Origin of the sequence: Nonomuraea soli, from assembly GCF_013761175.1 — a bacterium.
Lineage (GTDB): Bacteria > Actinomycetota > Actinomycetes > Streptosporangiales > Streptosporangiaceae > Nonomuraea > Nonomuraea soli.
In genome coordinates this window covers 41,230-55,729 of the sequence record NZ_JACDUR010000011.1, presented here as the reverse complement: position 1 = coordinate 55,729, position 14,500 = coordinate 41,230, and the positions used below count along the sequence as shown (strand labels likewise).

The 14,500-nt window shown below is 69.4% G+C and carries 24 protein-coding genes; 1 reads left to right on the top strand and 23 read right to left on the bottom strand.

The annotated features are described in order from the left end of the window. Nucleotides 1-6: 6 nt before the first annotated feature. The 5 genes from HNR30_RS43520 to HNR30_RS43500 all read right to left on the bottom strand — a co-directional run bounded on the left by HNR30_RS43520 (nucleotide 7) and on the right by HNR30_RS43500 (nucleotide 4,707). Nucleotides 7-1,452 carry a hypothetical protein gene (locus HNR30_RS43520; RefSeq protein ID WP_181616094.1) on the bottom strand — a complete coding sequence of 482 codons (1,446 nt, stop codon included), beginning with the start codon at nucleotides 1,450-1,452 and terminating at the stop codon, nucleotides 7-9. Then, entirely contained in the window at nucleotides 1,449-1,670 is a 222-nt protein-coding gene (locus tag HNR30_RS43515; protein WP_181616093.1) for a hypothetical protein, read from the bottom strand. The genes HNR30_RS43520 and HNR30_RS43515 overlap by 4 nt, the downstream gene beginning before the upstream one ends. Nucleotides 1,671-1,681: 11 nt before the next feature. Further along, a complete protein-coding gene (locus tag HNR30_RS43510) occupies nucleotides 1,682-3,463 on the bottom strand; it encodes a terminase large subunit (RefSeq protein ID WP_181616092.1) in 1,782 nt (593 codons plus the stop codon). Between the two features lie 2 nt (nucleotides 3,464-3,465). Further along, complete coding sequence (locus HNR30_RS43505; RefSeq protein WP_181616091.1) at nucleotides 3,466-3,945, bottom strand: phage terminase small subunit P27 family; 480 nt, start codon at nucleotides 3,943-3,945, stop codon at nucleotides 3,466-3,468. Between the two features lie 159 nt (nucleotides 3,946-4,104). Further along, nucleotides 4,105-4,707 carry an AAA family ATPase gene (locus HNR30_RS43500; protein WP_181616090.1) on the bottom strand — a complete coding sequence of 201 codons (603 nt, stop codon included), beginning with the start codon at nucleotides 4,705-4,707 and terminating at the stop codon, nucleotides 4,105-4,107. A 256-nt stretch (nucleotides 4,708-4,963) separates the two neighbouring features. Here HNR30_RS43500 and HNR30_RS43495 point away from each other — a divergent pair, with 256 nt between their 5' ends. After that, nucleotides 4,964-5,695, top strand: coding sequence for a hypothetical protein (locus tag HNR30_RS43495; protein WP_181616089.1), 732 nt, complete (start codon nucleotides 4,964-4,966; stop codon nucleotides 5,693-5,695). A gap of 69 nt (nucleotides 5,696-5,764) precedes the next feature. On the opposite strand, the gene HNR30_RS43490 is transcribed toward HNR30_RS43495, so the two are convergent. The 18 genes from HNR30_RS43490 to HNR30_RS49785 form a co-directional block, all read right to left on the bottom strand. Then, entirely contained in the window at nucleotides 5,765-6,016 is a 252-nt protein-coding gene (locus HNR30_RS43490; protein ID WP_181616088.1) for a hypothetical protein, read from the bottom strand. A 337-nt stretch (nucleotides 6,017-6,353) separates the two neighbouring features. Then, on the bottom strand, nucleotides 6,354-6,491 hold the full coding sequence (locus tag HNR30_RS43485) for a hypothetical protein (protein ID WP_181616087.1): 138 nt from the start codon (nucleotides 6,489-6,491) through the stop codon (nucleotides 6,354-6,356). Then, nucleotides 6,488-7,123 (bottom strand): hypothetical protein, encoded by a 636-nt coding sequence (locus tag HNR30_RS43480; protein WP_181616086.1) that lies wholly within the window; start codon nucleotides 7,121-7,123, stop codon nucleotides 6,488-6,490. The genes HNR30_RS43485 and HNR30_RS43480 overlap by 4 nt, the downstream gene beginning before the upstream one ends. Then, the gene (locus HNR30_RS43475) at nucleotides 7,120-7,566 is read right to left on the bottom strand and encodes a hypothetical protein (RefSeq protein ID WP_181616085.1); all 447 of its coding nucleotides are present in this window, start codon (nucleotides 7,564-7,566) and stop codon (nucleotides 7,120-7,122) included. Before HNR30_RS43475 ends, HNR30_RS43480 begins: the two co-directional genes overlap by 4 nt. A 1-nt stretch (nucleotide 7,567) precedes the next feature. Further along, nucleotides 7,568-7,888: a helix-turn-helix domain-containing protein gene (locus HNR30_RS43470; protein ID WP_181616084.1), complete on the bottom strand. Its 321-nt coding sequence runs from the start codon at nucleotides 7,886-7,888 to the stop codon at nucleotides 7,568-7,570. Next, entirely contained in the window at nucleotides 7,881-8,348 is a 468-nt protein-coding gene (locus HNR30_RS43465; protein WP_181616083.1) for a hypothetical protein, read from the bottom strand. Before HNR30_RS43465 ends, HNR30_RS43470 begins: the two co-directional genes overlap by 8 nt. Beyond that, nucleotides 8,335-8,799, bottom strand: a complete 465-nt coding sequence (locus tag HNR30_RS43460) for a hypothetical protein (protein WP_181616082.1) — start codon at nucleotides 8,797-8,799, stop codon at nucleotides 8,335-8,337. The genes HNR30_RS43465 and HNR30_RS43460 overlap by 14 nt, the downstream gene beginning before the upstream one ends. Next, nucleotides 8,796-9,035 carry a hypothetical protein gene (locus HNR30_RS43455; protein ID WP_181616081.1) on the bottom strand — a complete coding sequence of 80 codons (240 nt, stop codon included), beginning with the start codon at nucleotides 9,033-9,035 and terminating at the stop codon, nucleotides 8,796-8,798. The genes HNR30_RS43460 and HNR30_RS43455 overlap by 4 nt, the downstream gene beginning before the upstream one ends. 19 nt (nucleotides 9,036-9,054) lie before the next feature. Further along, complete coding sequence (locus HNR30_RS43450) at nucleotides 9,055-9,378, bottom strand: hypothetical protein (protein ID WP_181616080.1); 324 nt, start codon at nucleotides 9,376-9,378, stop codon at nucleotides 9,055-9,057. A gap of 169 nt (nucleotides 9,379-9,547) precedes the next feature. After that, nucleotides 9,548-10,054, bottom strand: a complete 507-nt coding sequence (locus tag HNR30_RS43445) for a RusA family crossover junction endodeoxyribonuclease (protein WP_181616079.1) — start codon at nucleotides 10,052-10,054, stop codon at nucleotides 9,548-9,550. Next, nucleotides 10,051-11,193: a hypothetical protein gene (locus HNR30_RS43440; RefSeq protein ID WP_181616078.1), complete on the bottom strand. Its 1,143-nt coding sequence runs from the start codon at nucleotides 11,191-11,193 to the stop codon at nucleotides 10,051-10,053. Before HNR30_RS43440 ends, HNR30_RS43445 begins: the two co-directional genes overlap by 4 nt. A gap of 262 nt (nucleotides 11,194-11,455) precedes the next feature. Then, complete coding sequence (locus HNR30_RS43435; RefSeq protein WP_181616077.1) at nucleotides 11,456-11,767, bottom strand: hypothetical protein; 312 nt, start codon at nucleotides 11,765-11,767, stop codon at nucleotides 11,456-11,458. Beyond that, nucleotides 11,764-11,919, bottom strand: a complete 156-nt coding sequence (locus tag HNR30_RS43430; RefSeq protein ID WP_181616076.1) for a hypothetical protein — start codon at nucleotides 11,917-11,919, stop codon at nucleotides 11,764-11,766. Before HNR30_RS43430 ends, HNR30_RS43435 begins: the two co-directional genes overlap by 4 nt. Then, nucleotides 11,916-12,206, bottom strand: a complete 291-nt coding sequence (locus HNR30_RS43425) for a hypothetical protein (RefSeq protein WP_181616075.1) — start codon at nucleotides 12,204-12,206, stop codon at nucleotides 11,916-11,918. The genes HNR30_RS43430 and HNR30_RS43425 overlap by 4 nt, the downstream gene beginning before the upstream one ends. Then, on the bottom strand, nucleotides 12,196-12,756 hold the full coding sequence (locus HNR30_RS43420; RefSeq protein WP_181616074.1) for a hypothetical protein: 561 nt from the start codon (nucleotides 12,754-12,756) through the stop codon (nucleotides 12,196-12,198). The genes HNR30_RS43425 and HNR30_RS43420 overlap by 11 nt, the downstream gene beginning before the upstream one ends. 47 nt (nucleotides 12,757-12,803) lie before the next feature. Then, entirely contained in the window at nucleotides 12,804-13,127 is a 324-nt protein-coding gene (locus HNR30_RS43415) for a hypothetical protein (protein ID WP_181616073.1), read from the bottom strand. Further along, a complete protein-coding gene (locus HNR30_RS43410; RefSeq protein WP_181616072.1) occupies nucleotides 13,124-14,398 on the bottom strand; it encodes a glycosyltransferase family 2 protein in 1,275 nt (424 codons plus the stop codon). The genes HNR30_RS43415 and HNR30_RS43410 overlap by 4 nt, the downstream gene beginning before the upstream one ends. Further along, entirely contained in the window at nucleotides 14,365-14,493 is a 129-nt protein-coding gene (locus HNR30_RS49785) for a hypothetical protein (protein ID WP_281389986.1), read from the bottom strand. The genes HNR30_RS43410 and HNR30_RS49785 overlap by 34 nt, the downstream gene beginning before the upstream one ends. Nucleotides 14,494-14,500 lie beyond the last annotated feature (7 nt).

Sequence of the window (14,500 nt, the reverse complement as noted above, 5' to 3'; positions counted from 1 at the left end):
CGCTCCTTACGAGTTGCCCACGGCGGCCAGCTTGAGCTGAGCCTTCGCGGTGGTGGTTGCGTCGTCGACGGCCGTCGCGACGTCGTCTAGGTCGGCATCCGGCTTGCCCAGGTCGGCGCTGTAGGGGATGCCCATGTAGTCCTCCCACGCCTTGCGTGCGGCCACCGCGGCCGCTTCACGGGTGAGCGCGCCCACGGCGACCAGGTGCTCGATGCCGGTCGACAGGTTCAGCAGGACCTGGGCGGTGACCTGGCTGTCAGCGGCCGCGATCTCCGGGCCGGTGACCACGACGCTCTGCGAGGCCGGGATCTCGTAGGACTCGCCGGTCTTCGGATCGGACGCCTGGACCGTGCGCGGGAGCCGGCCAGCGGCAACAGCGCGGTCGACGGCGAAGCGCGTGAACTCGGTCTGGTAGGCCAGCCAGATCTTCTGGACGCCCTGCACGCGGCGCCGTACCGGCTCAGCCATCGTCAGCGACGTCGCCCGGTTGGCGTCCTCGGGCTCGGCGAGCCACACCTTCGACAGGCCGGCGCCAGCGGCCACGGAGGTGAGCACCGAGCGCGCCGCGTTGGTGTCCTCGTACGAGCCGGTCTGGGCGTTCTTGGCCTCCCACTTGACCGCGCTGTTGTGTACCTCGACGCTGCCCGATGGCGGGACGTGGAGACCACCGCGGTCGCGGACGAACTTGTCGACGGCGGGCTGGTCGCCCTCGACGGTGACGTCCCACACCATGTAGCGGGCCAGGGCTGTGCGGTCGATCAGGTTGGACAGGACGGTGTCGTAGGAGTCGAGCCAGTCGAGCACCGGCGTGAGGAAGGGCAGGCTCCGGATGTCGGTCTCGAGCGAGCGGAATGGCGCCCAGAACATGATCTCGCCGTCGCGCAGGCCGGTGGTGTCGTCGACGCCGGCCACGCGCCGTGTCACCGAGACGGCATCGGCGCGCAGCTCGAGGACCTCGGGCCAGAGCGGATTGCCGCCGCGGCATCGCACGTCGACCACGGCGGTCGGATCGATTGGGCTGTAGCGGACCACACCGGAGAGCTCGCCGACCATGAGCTCGCGGATGGTCTCCCCCAGCAGGAGCTGGCTCCGGAGTCCGAGCTCCTGGCCCTCCGCGATCTGGTTGCGCGGGTCGCGCCAGAACTCCTCGACCACCTGGCGCACCTGCGTGTTCGTGGCCTGGAAGGTGACGCCAGAGTCGCCGACCGCGAAGGCCACGTAGGTGTCGATGATCGCGCGGGCCATCGGGTTGCAGCGGTAGGCGGCGACGGAGTACATGCGGCTGCGCTCGAGCGTCCAGTCGGGCACGGGGCGGCCGCGGCTGCCGGCGGGCTTCCATCCGGCGTCGCCGTCGAGGGGGTCGTGATTCCACGAGCTGGCCGCCGCGCCGGTCACGGCAACCTGCTGGGCGGTGGCCTCGACGGCGCGCCGCGCGGGCCAGAGCCAGCTCATGACACCGCCCGGAGCACCGCGTCAATGTCGCCGGCCGCCGACCCGCCCGCGGTCACGCGCGTGTGGACGCTGTAGGAGATGCCGACCAGCACCAGGCCCAGGGCGGCCAGCGACCACCACCAGGAGCCCAGCAGGGCGCCAGCGGCGATCACCAGGCAGACCAGGCCGGTCGCGCCGATCAGGTCGCCTATCGCGGCTGGCGTGAGCCGTACGCGCATCGAGCCTCCATTCAGATGCCGAGTCGGGATGTGGGGCGCCACAGGTCGCGCTCTCCCCCAGCGGCCTGGGCGGCCGGCGCAGTGGCCGGCGGCGCGGCCGCGGCTTCGGCGTCCATGCACTCCTTCATGGCGTTGAGGAGGGCAGACACGCCGTCGATCTTGTCGCCGGAGTTGGCCTTGTCGGGCTTGACCAGGCCATCCGGGTTGGCCACGGTGGCGAGGTTGTCGATCATCCAGCGCATGATCGGGTTGCCGCCGTGGCGCAGGAGCTCGGACTTGATCAGCCTGAGCGTGTTCTTGAGGGGATCGTTGAGCGAGGCCACGCCCTGGCCGATCGCCACGCACGTCATTCCGCCGTCGTCGAGGCGTCGTACGACGTCGGTGGCTCCCCAGCGGTCGTAACCGATCGTCTGGACGCGGAAGGCGCGGGCGTCCTTGTCGATCTGGCGCAGGATCGCGTCGTTGTCGATCACGTTGCCGGGGGTGAGCTTGAGCCAGCCCTCACGGACCCAGAGCTCCGCGGCGCCGGCCGTGCGCTTCGACAGGACGCGGAGTCGATCCTCGGGGAGCCAGAAACGCCAGACGGCCTGGTAGCTGCCTTCGTCGCCTGGGAAGAGCCAGGCGAGCGCGGTGATGTCCTCGACGTTGGACAGGTCCAGGCCGCCGTGGCAGGGGCGGCCGCGGAGTGCTCGCTCGTCGACGATGCCGGCGCTACGGTCCCAGTCCTCCAGGGTGATGTAGCGCGTCGCCTGCTTGGTGCGCAGGCCCAGGTGCAACCGCAGGAAGCTGCCGAGCACGGCGGGGTCCTGCTTCGCCTCCGCGGCCACCTTCTCGAGGTACTCGTACGTGGGCGACACCCCGAACCCGGGGTTCGCCTTCTTCCATGTGGCCGGCGCGAATGGATCGTCCTTCGGGTCCGCGGCCCACACCACGCCGTACGTCGACGGGTGCCGGATGACGCGGCGCGCGAGCTCCTCGATGCGCGCACGCTTCCGGGCGTAGATCGTGTTCGGTCGGCCATCGTCGGCCGTGGTGATGATGACGATCAGCGGTTGCTCACGCGAGCCTGTGCCGGTCTCGATCGCCTCGACCAAATCCCCCGTCTTGTGGACGTGGAGCTCGTCGATGATGCCTGCGTGGATGTTGCCGCCGTGCAGGCTCTCCGCGACGGAGGAAACCACGCTGAAGGTGCTCTTGCTCGCCTTGTGGATGATCTTTCCGGCGAGGGCCTTGACGTACGGCTTGAGCGCCGGCGAGTGCTCGCACAGCTGCTTGATCGGGCCGAAGACGTAGCCGGCCTGGTCCTTCGTCGTCGCCGCGGCGATGACTTCGGCGCCGCCCTCGCCGTCCGCGGCGGTCATGTAAATGCCCAGGCCACCGCACAGCGTGCTCTTGCCGTTCTTGCGCGGGACGTCGACGTACAGGTCCCTGACGACCCGAACCCATGTGCCGGCGCGGTTCTTCTTGATCCACCCGAAGACGGGCGCGATCACGTACGCGATCTGCCACGGGTCCGGGGTCAGCGGCTTCCCAGCCCACTTGCCTTTGGTGTGCCTCAGGAGCGAGAAAGCCTTGAGGACCCGGTCGACGCGCTCCGGGTCGAAGCGCGCCGTCTTCAGGAGCTCGCCGGCCTCCGGTGTCTTCCACCGCGGCGGGCAGTCCGGGAGCGGGATGCCGCGATCGATCAGGTACCAGGCGACCTCGGGCGAGAGCTTGAGCCGCTTGAGCTCAGCCGGCGACGGGAGGTAGCCGCGGCCGCGCGTCTTCGTCGACGCCGGCTTGCCGCCGGCCACGGTCAGCCCGTGCCGGCGAAGGGGTTCTCTGCGCCATCGTCGTCACCGGCCGGTGACACGAGCTTGGCCTCCGCGGCCGGGGTGAGCCCGAACTCGGCGCACCAGGCACGGAACTCGGCGCTGGCACGCTCGACCACGCCGACCATCGGGTGCACCTTCGTGAGCCCGGACGGCGCGAGGTAGGTCATGCCCTCCGCGGCCAGGAGCTGCCTGCCCTCGCACCAGCGGGCGTAGGCCTCGCAGGCCATCTGCAGCGCGGGCCCGTCGACGGGCTTGAGGAGCTGCAGGCGCTGCAGCTCGAGCACGAACTCATCCCAGATCGTGGCCGCCGTCTCGGACAGGTCCGCGGGACGCTCGGGCGGGAGCCGGCGGAAGGCCGGCGGGGGCACGACCTCGCGGCCGCCGGAGTCCTTGCCGTTCCCGCGGCCCTCGACCAGCTTGAGGCCCGCCGGTGCGGGCTTCCGTCCTCGATTCGCGGCCATCGCGAGCCCTCCTCACCGAAAAAGTTGGAATTCTGAGACGAAAAATGCGGCGTTGGGACGGCGGTCTCGGGCACCCCCCCTGACCTGGGAAAACAGGCCGGGGGGTGGGCGGGTGATCGTTACATCACCGCAGGTCAGAGCGTTGCCGCTTGTGATCGTTTAGCGTCGCCAGGCCTTGATCACCTCATCGAGCGGGCCCTCGGTGTAGCGCTCGAGCCACTCGTTGATCGCGTGGATCGTCGTGACGGTGTCGGGACGCTGCCTCGCACGCCTCACCAAGGTCGAGCCACGAGGCAGGAGCACCACGACCTGGTCGGCACGCACCAGGCGGGCCAGCCCGGTACGGCTACCGCCATCGGGCACGCACCGGATGATCCACGCGCGTCCGCTGCGTCGAGCTGCGAGGCGCATGATCTCTCGGCGCATGACCTGCTCTGCCCTTGCCAGGGTGGCGCGGTCGTGGTGCCAGTACCTGGTGCTGCCCTGCTGCCGAGCGATGGCGTCGAGGTCGAGCACCAGGTCGCCTGGCCGGGCGTGGTGTTCGGCGTACGTGGTCTTGCCTGCGCACGGTGGGCCTGTGACCAGCACGATATGGGTGCCGAGCGCGCGCTTGGCTGATCCGCAGCTGAGGTGCTCGGGCTGGTAGTTGCTGACGTCGTTGCTGCCGCCGAGCTGGCGGTCGACGATGTGGCCGGCGGTGAGTGGGTCGTCGGCCGTGGGCGGGAGCCCGCAGATCGCGCAGTGTCCAGCGCTCTCAAGCACCGCGGCCGCCGCGCGCTGGTGGTCGGCACCGAGCCCACGCCGCGCGGCGCTGGGTCGTCGGCCGTCAGCGACCCGAGCACAGTCGGAACACAGTCGCCGGCCGGTGGTGTGAAGCTGTCGGCAACGAGCGCAGCGAGTGGGTGGTGCAGTAGGCATCTCTGTCCTGGGCTCAGCTCATACCGATTGCGTTCAATTGATGTATTGCAGTTGGAACACGTTGGTTTCTCCGCGGGCCCACTTCATGCAGCATCAGACCATGACTGTTCGGCGTACCAAGACGCGCGTCGAGATGCACCCTTTGGGATGTGTTCGATTGTTCCGCGAAGATCTGGAGGCAATCGCGACGGCGGTTGCCGAGATCGGCGATCTTCAGATTGAGAGCAACGATGGCGTCGAGGCGGACCTTCCAGAGGACTTTGCCACGATGCCTGAGCGCCTCGAGTACGTCTCGCTGACTGCACGCGCCAGCAGCGCCAAGATCGAAGTCTACCTAGGGCCTGATCGCACCTTCATGGCCCTAACGGAGCCAAACACCACCGTGTTTCTCGTATCAGCTCGAGTACGAGAGATCTGTAAGCGACGGCGACGCCTTACCTTCATATTGCCTGGCCCGTCATTAGCCTCAAAAGACGGCTCTTTCATGCCCACGCAACGCAGTAGGCTCTGGCTCTACCTGCCTATGGGGATGCTGATCCTCGCGATGCTGCTTGCCTTCTTTGAATCCACCGTGGGCTTCAACCCGAACATCCCTATCGGATCTACGGACTACTACATCCCTACAACGCATACGGTTCTCTACATTGCGTTATTCGTCGCAGCTCCACTGGGATTCATATTGTCTCGAATCCGCGCAGCCGTGCTGATCAATGTCGAAGCGAAGCAAAGGCCGAGCTTTTGGAAACGAAAGCAGGACGACATACGCATTGCCGCGGTCAGCCTTCCGCTGGGCGGAGTCGTCGGCTGGCTGGTGAACGAGCTAACCAAGTAGCACCCACACGCCCGACCGACCAGCACGCCCCCACTTGGCCGGGACGTGCTGGCCACTGCGAACGTTTCCCTAAAGGCAGTCCTCGGGTGCCGCATTGGTGCGGCCGACCTTGCTGTAGTCCTGGCCGACGATCTGCTCGACCGCGGCCGCGGGTTGCCAGTCGTCGACGGTGACGAAGACGTCGGCGAGGCTGAAGGCTGGTTCGGGGCTGATCTCGAGGTGGTGCAGGTGTGCCCACCAGCCATCTGAGCGGCGTTCCCAGGCCAGGAGGTAGCGGCGACGGCCGCCATTCCAGACAAGTGGGGGCAGATCGGTAGGCATTTGCCGAACGTACCCGTTCGAATGAGGATTCGAACAGTAGGCGTAGAGCGCCGCCGCGCGGAGGGGTTCGGGTGTCGGAGCCGCCTGGTTTCGGGCATGGCTCGCCAGGGCCAATTAGCTCACGCCAATTCGGCTGAGGTCAACTCGGGCGCGCACAACGATGGCGTGCGCATGCATCAGAAGCGTGGGGCTGTAGGTGGCGTATGCACGGCCGCGGCGGCCGGGTGGTCGGTACTGGCCGCACGGGTTGATCCCGAAAAGGGTGATCATGGACCGAATTTCGGTCTGTGTCATTCTTGGATCGAGCTGGACCTCTGCCTCGAACAGGGTCCAACCGTCAGAGGTACATGCCAACGAGGGCCTCCTCCTGCGTGGTCTCTGGCTGGTGGGTGACGGTGACGGTGACCGTCTCGGTGACGAGATGATCGCGTTCGTCGAAGACGCGCACGATGGTCTCGGTCTTGTGCTTGGTCATGTCGCCTCGCGGTAGTAGGTCTGGCTGCCGTCGACCCAGCGGATGACGGCGGTGTCGAGGTTGTAGCGGGAGCGCTCGAGGTGACCCTGTGGTCGGCGGCCGGCGTCGTCGACGCAGCGGGTCAGCCAGCACATGACGCGGCGGGACTCCACGGCCACGCGCAGGCTGAAGGTTCCACAGTGCGGGCAGGCCGGGGGCAGCTGCCCGCGCGGTACGTGGATCGGCGCCCACCGCTCCGCCTCGCCGATGTCGCCGACCTGCTTGGCCGCCTCGACCCAGCGGGCCAGCTCGTCTCGCACGATGCGCGCGAGCTCGTCAGGCACTCCGCGCACCAGACGCCTGATCGCGGCGCTTGCCGCGCGGGTGTGTACGTCCGAGCCGGGACGTCCTGGGCGAGAGGCGCCCGATACAACGTAGATCAGATCTCCCTCGATGCGTCGCAGGCCTGCGTGGGCGTCGAAGTAGGCGGCCGCGGCCTCCTTGTGCCAGGGCTCCGGACTGCCGGTCACCTTGTGATGCTGAGCCGACCCCTGGGTGGGGTCGGCGACGGGCTCGGCGAAGAGCTCCCCGAGCCGCTCCATGAGGTGCGCGAGCTCGGAGAGCAGATCGTCGATCTCCTCCGCTGGGGTCACACGGCCCTCGTGGGCACGTACGTCTCCACGGGCGGAGGCAGTTCGTCGACGGCCACCAGGAAGGGCTGGCGACGGCAGATCTCCTCACGCTGGAGGTCTACGGCAACCCGTCCGTCCGCCTCCCGGGCGTATTGGAAGAAGCGGGCGATGAGCTGGTTGTTGACGCAGTAGACCTCGTATCGATATGTGTCGTCGATCTCGACCTTGGCCGCGGAGAACCACCTGACGATGCTGTTGAACCACTGCGGTGTCGGGGTGGCGGGCCACCAGTCGTTTACGTCGTTCACCTCGACGGGCTTGAGCCGTCCGGTCTCGACCAGGCGGCGGAAGCTCTTGGTCCGCTCGATGGGTGCGATGCCGTTGCGCTCGTCAGCCTCCTGGCGGCGCTTGGCCTCGAGGACTCGCCGGTAGCCCTTGCCGTATGGACCGCGGTACCTGCCCATGTCAGTACGTCCCTTCGGCGGCGCATGTGGTGCACAGAAATCCGAGCGGTGGTTGCCCGTAGCAGGTTCTGCAGGGGATGCCACCGAGCTCGGCGTCGGGGACAGCTACGAGTACGTGGCCCAGGGCTTTGAGAGCGGCCTCGAGCGTGCGCAGGTTGGGCATGCGCACGCCTGACTCCCAGTGCACGATCAGGCTCTGCGAGCACGGGACCGCGTCAGCGAGCTGCTGCTGGGTCCAGCCCTTGGTCTTCCTCAGCCGCTCGATCTGGGCGGCGATGGGGTGTGGGTTGGCCATGATCCGAGGTGGGGTGCGCTCAGTCATGGGCCTGCGCCTCCAGCATCTCGGCGTGCCCTCTGGCCATCGCAGCGCACACGCTGGTGTGCACTGGATACGGCATCGGTTGGGCCTCAAGCAGCTCGGCGAAGGAGCGGACGCCCTCCGCCCGTAGCCGCGCCTGGTACTCCTCGATGGCTCGCTTGCTGTAAGCAGTGGCCTCGAGGTCGGTCATGAGCGCCTCGATGCCCATGCTCTCGAGCCGGTCGATCTGAGCTGCCGGCGAGCTGACGAGCCTGTGCTGGGCCTGCTGCCAGAGCTCCCAGCTGGTCCACCCGATGACGGACTGACGGTCGGCCAGGCGGATGGACACGAGGACGGCGAGGCGGCCGGTGGTCATGCCGCCGGGCAGGAGCCCAATGCGCTCCGTGAGTCCCTCAACAACAGCTTCCTGGTCGAGGTCCCAGGGCTCTAGGTCCAGGTTTGGTGTGACTTCAAGCTGGTGCATTTGTGTCTCTCGCATCCATAGCGGTAATCCAGTTGGCGGCGCCGCCAGCGAGTACGGCCAGGGCGGCGCGGAGCTCGGCGGGCTCTTCGGTGGCCAGGACGGCGTAGAAGCCAGCCATCACGGTGTGAGCCCAGGTGAGCTCGCCTTCCAGCGCGGCCTTGGTGGCCTCATCGCGGGTCATCTGAGCGTCTTCCGCCCAGTCCTCCGCGCAGGTGCCGTCATGGTGCCGGGGTCCGAGACCCCATCGCGCCGCGTGCTGGGTCATGCCGAGCGCGATCTCGGCGATCCATGGCGCTCTCTCGAGGGTCGGTCCGAGCGTCTTCTCCGCGTGGGTCGTGACTGCGCGCCAGACCGGCCAGGGCACGCTGACGGTGACGGCCTGGCCGTCATCGGTGTGAGCGGGCAGGCGTAGGCGGGCGACGTCGCCCGTGGTGTTGAGCTCAAGCCTCACGCGTCAGCCTCGATCCTCGGGAGCGTGGCGCCGCATGAGCACTCGAACGGCCACAGCGCGCCGCCGGCGTCCAGGTCGTCGCTCGTGAGGACGTGCGCGGCGCCGCATCCAGGGCGGCAGTGGATGATCGTGACGAGGTTGCTCGGCGCTGGCGTAGGTGGCCTCGACCGGCGGCGTAGCCGCTGGTAGGCGGCGAACACCTTCCGCATGAGGGCGGCAGGGGTGATCTCTTTCATGAGGGCTCCTGGCTGGTAGTCAGCGTCGAGGCCGGCGGCGTCGACGCGTGTTGAGGTGCAGGACGGGGGCGATGCCGGGGATGAACTCCTGGACGGGCTTGAGGGCCTCGCACGTGAGCACGTGCGGGGTGTGCCGGGTCTCCCAGGCGGCGGGGGGCAGAGCGCCGGCGGCGCGCAGATCGCGGGAGCGCCAGACGCTCGCGGTGTCGCGGTAGCAGGCCGTGATCCCGTCGTCGACGGGCGTGACGTCGACGGCCATCCGTTTGCCCGCCCGGGTGGTGGTCCAAAGGATCGACTGGTGGCAGTCCTGGCAGCTCTTGATCTCGCGGGGGCTGGGTCTCATGGGCAGGCTCCGCAGTAGCAGCGCAGGGGTGCGCAGGTGGCGGTACGGCCGGGCTCGGGGGTGCCGGCGATGGCGGCGGGGGTGTGGTCGTCGCAGCGCCGCCCGATGGAGTACAGGCGCGTCTGAGGGCGTCCACAACGGCCTGTGCCCGTCCAGTGACCGCACGACATCAGCTATCGGCCCTCCAGACGCGTACGAGGGCTCCTGGGCGCTCCTGGGGGTCGTTGAGGCCTGCGTAGCGCTTGCTGAGGAGTCCCGAGACGATCTGGGAGTCGTCGTTCCAGATGCTGGCCTCGCCGAGCGCGTCGCAGACCGCGCGGGCCAGGTGGTCCCAGTCGTAGCTGCTGCGCGTGGTCGGCCAGCGGCGGCCGGGAGCGCTGGCCACCGGGGGAAGCAGGATCTCAATCTCGATCCACAGCGCGCCGTCGAAGCGGCCGTGTCGGGCCTTGCGGAGCTTGCAGACCTGACACGGACCCGAGGGCCTGCTGCCGGGGGTGATCGGCGGGATGTGCCGGTGGGTGCCGGCGGCTTCCATGGCGGCCGCGGCGACGCGGGCGCGCCAGGGCAGGAGCTTGGCGCCGTTGCTGTGGTAGCCGCGGCCGCGGCGGTTGTGGCTGATGGCGCCCTGGCCCACGGGCGTGCCGTAGACGGTGATGCTCAGGAGGGGCCCGCTCATGCGGGCTCGCTCTCGAGGAAGCTCTTGATCGCAGACTCGATGGAGGCGAGCTCTTCCTCGGTGAGCTCGCTCCGGTCGGGCCTGCACGCGTCGCAGAGGGGGCCGAAGCGGTCGGCGGGGTCGTGGCCGCACTCGCGGCAGGCGTCGCCGGCCTTGATGTCGGCGTGCAGGCGCCTGAGCGTGAGGTCCAGGCGGTGGGCGTGCTTGTCGAGCGGGAGGGTGTCGTCGTCGGCGAAACGACGGGCGTAGGTGATGATCGCCCCTGGGCCCAGTCCGGCGCCGATCTCACGCTCGATGCGGGCGATCATGGCGCGGCGGATGGATGGCAGGGCGTCGGCGTAGCGGCGGGAGATCGAGGCGAAGGTCGCCCGTGCCACCTGCTGAAGATCTTCCTTCTTCGCCGGAGGCGCCGTTGCGGAGGCCCGCGCGGTACGGACCGTATCGGCGCCTACGGCGAGAACAGGTTCTTGTTTTTCTTCTTGATCAGTTTCTTCTTCTCTAGTAGTAAAAACCTTCTCTAGATACTGTCCGCAATTTGCGGAGTGGACGGTTCCGCAATCTGCGGACTGGACCGTTCCGCAATTTGCGGAATGGCTGCCCGATTCGCGATCTTCGTGCTCGACTGTCGGAGCCGCAATTTGCGGAGTGGACTCGACCTGCGGTGACGCTTCAGATGTCCGGTTTGCCGCCGCGCGGGTCTCCTCCAGTTCGCGCTCAAGCTCGATGATCCGGCGCCGTGCGCGAGCGCCCGATGTGTCCACAAGTACGTACCTCGACGTCCGCCAGCGGCCCTGGGCGTCACGGGCCTTCACGACCTCCACAATTCCGGCCTTCTCGAGCAACCGAATTCCGCGGTCAAAGGTGTCGGTGGAGATCGACATGACGGCCGCGAGCTTCTCCCTGGTCGCCTTCGTCTTGCGGCTCGACCAGTTCGCGAAGCGCACCAGGCAGATGTAGGCGTCCTTCGCCAAGCGCCCGTCGCGTCCCGCGAGCGCCGGATGGTCGAGGACGTAGTACATGACCCGGGCGAAGTAGTCGCCGTCGCTGTCGCTCTCGTAGCCGGTCTCTACGGCGTCCTGCTGGCCGTCCGGGTCCTCGTGGTCTGGCCAGTCCTCAGGCAGCGCCTCAGGCTCTTTCACAGCTCCCCCTCAAGTGGTCGTCAGTGGCAAAGCAGTGGGCCCGCCGCGTCCCCCTCGGTCGCGGCAGGCCCACGCGGTGGATCGCCGGCTGTGTGCTGGCGATCGGCTGGTCAAGTCCTGGTGGACCGCCGCGGGTCCCGATCCGCGGCGGTCCGGTCCAGGAGGGCGCGGGCCTGACCGGTGGCGGGTAAGGCCACCGGCCAGGCCGCGCCGCCGGTCCGCGGCCTCCCCCCAGATGCCTGGGACCGGCGGTTCGTGGGCGTCACGGCGTGAGCTCCTGGCGGCCCTGGAGGCCGGCGAGGTAGCCGGCGTGGCCCGCGAGGCAGGTACGGCAGTCGCAGCCCTCCAGCCACCCGTGATGGCCGTGCAGGATGCGCCGGCCGGGCGTCAGGGTGCGACGCTCACCGCGGACGAAGTCCGGCGTCAGCTCGACGGGGACCTCGGGCGCGGTGACGACCAGGAGCGGGTGCGGCAGCTTGAGGTGGGGGCGACTGCTGGCCCAGGAGCGGGCCATGGACGCTGCCATCTCGACGGAGGAGCCGGACAGGGGCCAGGCGACGATGAGCACGCTCATGCGCCACCGCCCAGGGTGGTGACGGCGGCCGCGCCGACCAGCCAGGCCACCAGGCCCAGGACGGCGTAGCCGTGCCGGGCGTTGGCTGCCAGGCGCAAGCCGGTGCCGCGCAGGAGCTGGACGGGCGCCGTACGGCGCGCTCCCCAGCTCACCGCTCCCCCTCGTAGAAGTCGATCAGGGGGCCATAGCGGTCGTCGGGCAGTGACTCGTCAACGAGGCTCTGCAGCTTGACCCGGGTGAGCGGGCGTAGCCGTCGTGTCCGACACTCGCACCCGCGCCGCCGACAACGCGGGCGTCGACGCCGGCGACGCAGGCGCCCGGTGCCGCCAGCGGCCAGGCGCTGGAGGCTGCGCGCGAGTCCGAAGTCGAAGAGCCCGTCGAGGATCATGTAGGTGAGGGAGCTGGCCAGGATGACGATGGCGAGGGCGCTAGAGGACATCGAGGCTCCTGCGCGGTGTCTCAGCGGGCGGGTCGCAGGGCTCGAGGTCGTCGAGGTGGCGCCAGGCGTCCTCACGCCAGTCGAGGACCTTGCCGTGAGCGGGGCAGGCCGTCATGACCGTCGTGAGGGTGGCGGGCGCCTTGGAGCGGCAGCGGGCGCACTCGTTGCTCACATCGGGCAAGGGAACGCCCACCGCGGCGTGCTCGACCTCTTCGGGCGTCGCGGGCCCGATCGCCTCACCGCACGCGCACAGGCGCTGGCCGGCCTCGACGGCAGGGCGCTCGAGCACCGCGGCGGGGACGAGAGCTTCCATGACCGCCGTGGCCTGCGCGCCGACGATCTCGACGATGGGCTCCGGGTTGATCACCGCCCGGTCCTCGATCCCGGCGTCGAGCGCCTCAAGACTCGCCTCGAGGTCCCGACGCCACATTCCGGCGTGCGCACTCAGCGCGTCGGCCAGCGCGATGCACTCCAGGAGGTCGCTCCGGTTGAAGCGCCAGGCGCGCAGCTCGACAGAGCCCAAGGACAGCCAGGCCTCCGCATCGCTCATGTGGTGCCGAATGTCGGCCGGGTCAAGGCCCGCCAGGTTGGGACGCATCAGGCAGCCCTCCCGCGCTTCCCGCGGCGGGCCTTGCGGATCGCGGCCTTGGCGGGGAGGAGTCCGCGCTCGGTGAAGGACTTGCGAAGGGTGCGCTCGGCGGTGCGGTCGCCAGTGCGGACCGGCTCGAGCCAGCTGTCCTGGTCCTGGGCCCAGGTCTCAGCCCACTCGTTGAGGACGTCCTCGCTGACGGGCGCGGGCGGGACCTCCTTGCCACGCACGCGCCAGACGATGTGGTGCAGGGTGGGCGGGAGCCACATCCCGACCACGACAAGGAGTACGGCGCCGCCTGCGATGAGCACGGCGGCCAGTTCGAAGGTCATCGGGCCTCCAGGAGTGCCTCGACCGGCACCTGGCCGGCCGTCAGGGAGTGGCGGCCGCGGGTGCGCTGAGAGGCGCACGCGGCCATGACGATGAGTGCCAGGGCGGCGGCCGCGAGCGGGGCGCCGGCGAGCCAGGGCAGGGAGGGGACGGCGGCCGCGGCCGTGACGCCCAGCAGGAGCGTGAGCGTCCAGCGGCGCCGGTCGGTCATGGGCGTGAGCTGAGCTCGGCGCCCCTGGCGGCCGGTCCACGCGACCAGGTGCATGCCGAGCACCAGCTCGCGGAACAGGGCCCAGATGTAGACCCAGCGGACCAGGAGCGCGGCGAGAATCGCCGCGGGCGTGCAGGTGAGGGCCTGCCGTACGCCGAGCTCGGCGGCGGCCAGGGCGAAGGACGTCGCGGCGACGATCGGCGTGATGACGCTGATGCCGGCCAGGGCGCCGGGCCCGTTGACGATGCCGAGCATGAGGGCCAGGGCGAAGGACGCGCTCACGCCCAGGAGGTCGAAGAGCCAGGCGCCGACGATGAGGGCGCGGGCAGGGTGCAGGAGCTGGCGCGGGTGCCGCGCGAGGATCTGCGCGGAGCTCGCGGCCCAGCGGCGCACCTGCGCGAGGTAGACGCCCCAGGTCTCGGGCTCGGTGGTCCAGGCGGCGGCCGCCCGGGTGAAGCCGAGCTTGTAGCCGGCGCCCTGCAGCCGCCAGGTGAGCTCGCCGTCCTCGCCGATCGGCACGTCGACGGGGAACCCACCGATCGCGCGCACGGCGTCGACGCGGTAGCAGAAGACGGCGCCGGACAGGACCTGCAGCCGCCCGAGCGCGGACTGAGCCGGGCGGTTGAGCCGCCGCGCGAGGGCGTACTCGATGGAGCGGGCCCGCACGGTGGCGGTGCGCGGCTGGCTCGGGTGCGGCAGGACGGCGCCGCACGTGCCGTCGTAGCCGGCGGCGATCGTGGCGACCATGTGCTCGATGGCGTCGGCCGCGAGCTCGGTGTCGCCGTCGATCCCGACGACCAGGTCCGTGGTGATGAGGGCCAGGCCCTCGTTGAGGTTGGCGGCCTTGCTCGCGTGGCTGGTCACGATGACCCGGGCGCCGGCGGCCGCGGCCTCCTGCGCGGTCGTGTCCGTGCAGGAGTCCGCGATGACGATGACCGCGGCGGGGCGGTGCGTCTGCCGCAGCACAGAGCGCACCACCCCGCCGACGATTCCCGCCTCGTTGTGGGCGGGGATCAGAACCGCGACGCTCAGCTCTCGCTCGAGCGCCGGCGGCGAATCCATGCGACGGCGACCACCACGCCCGTCACAGCCAGGGCGATCAGCCCGACCAGCAGTCCCGCGAATCCCGTCGACGGCAGGCCGTTGCCTGAGTCCATGCGTATC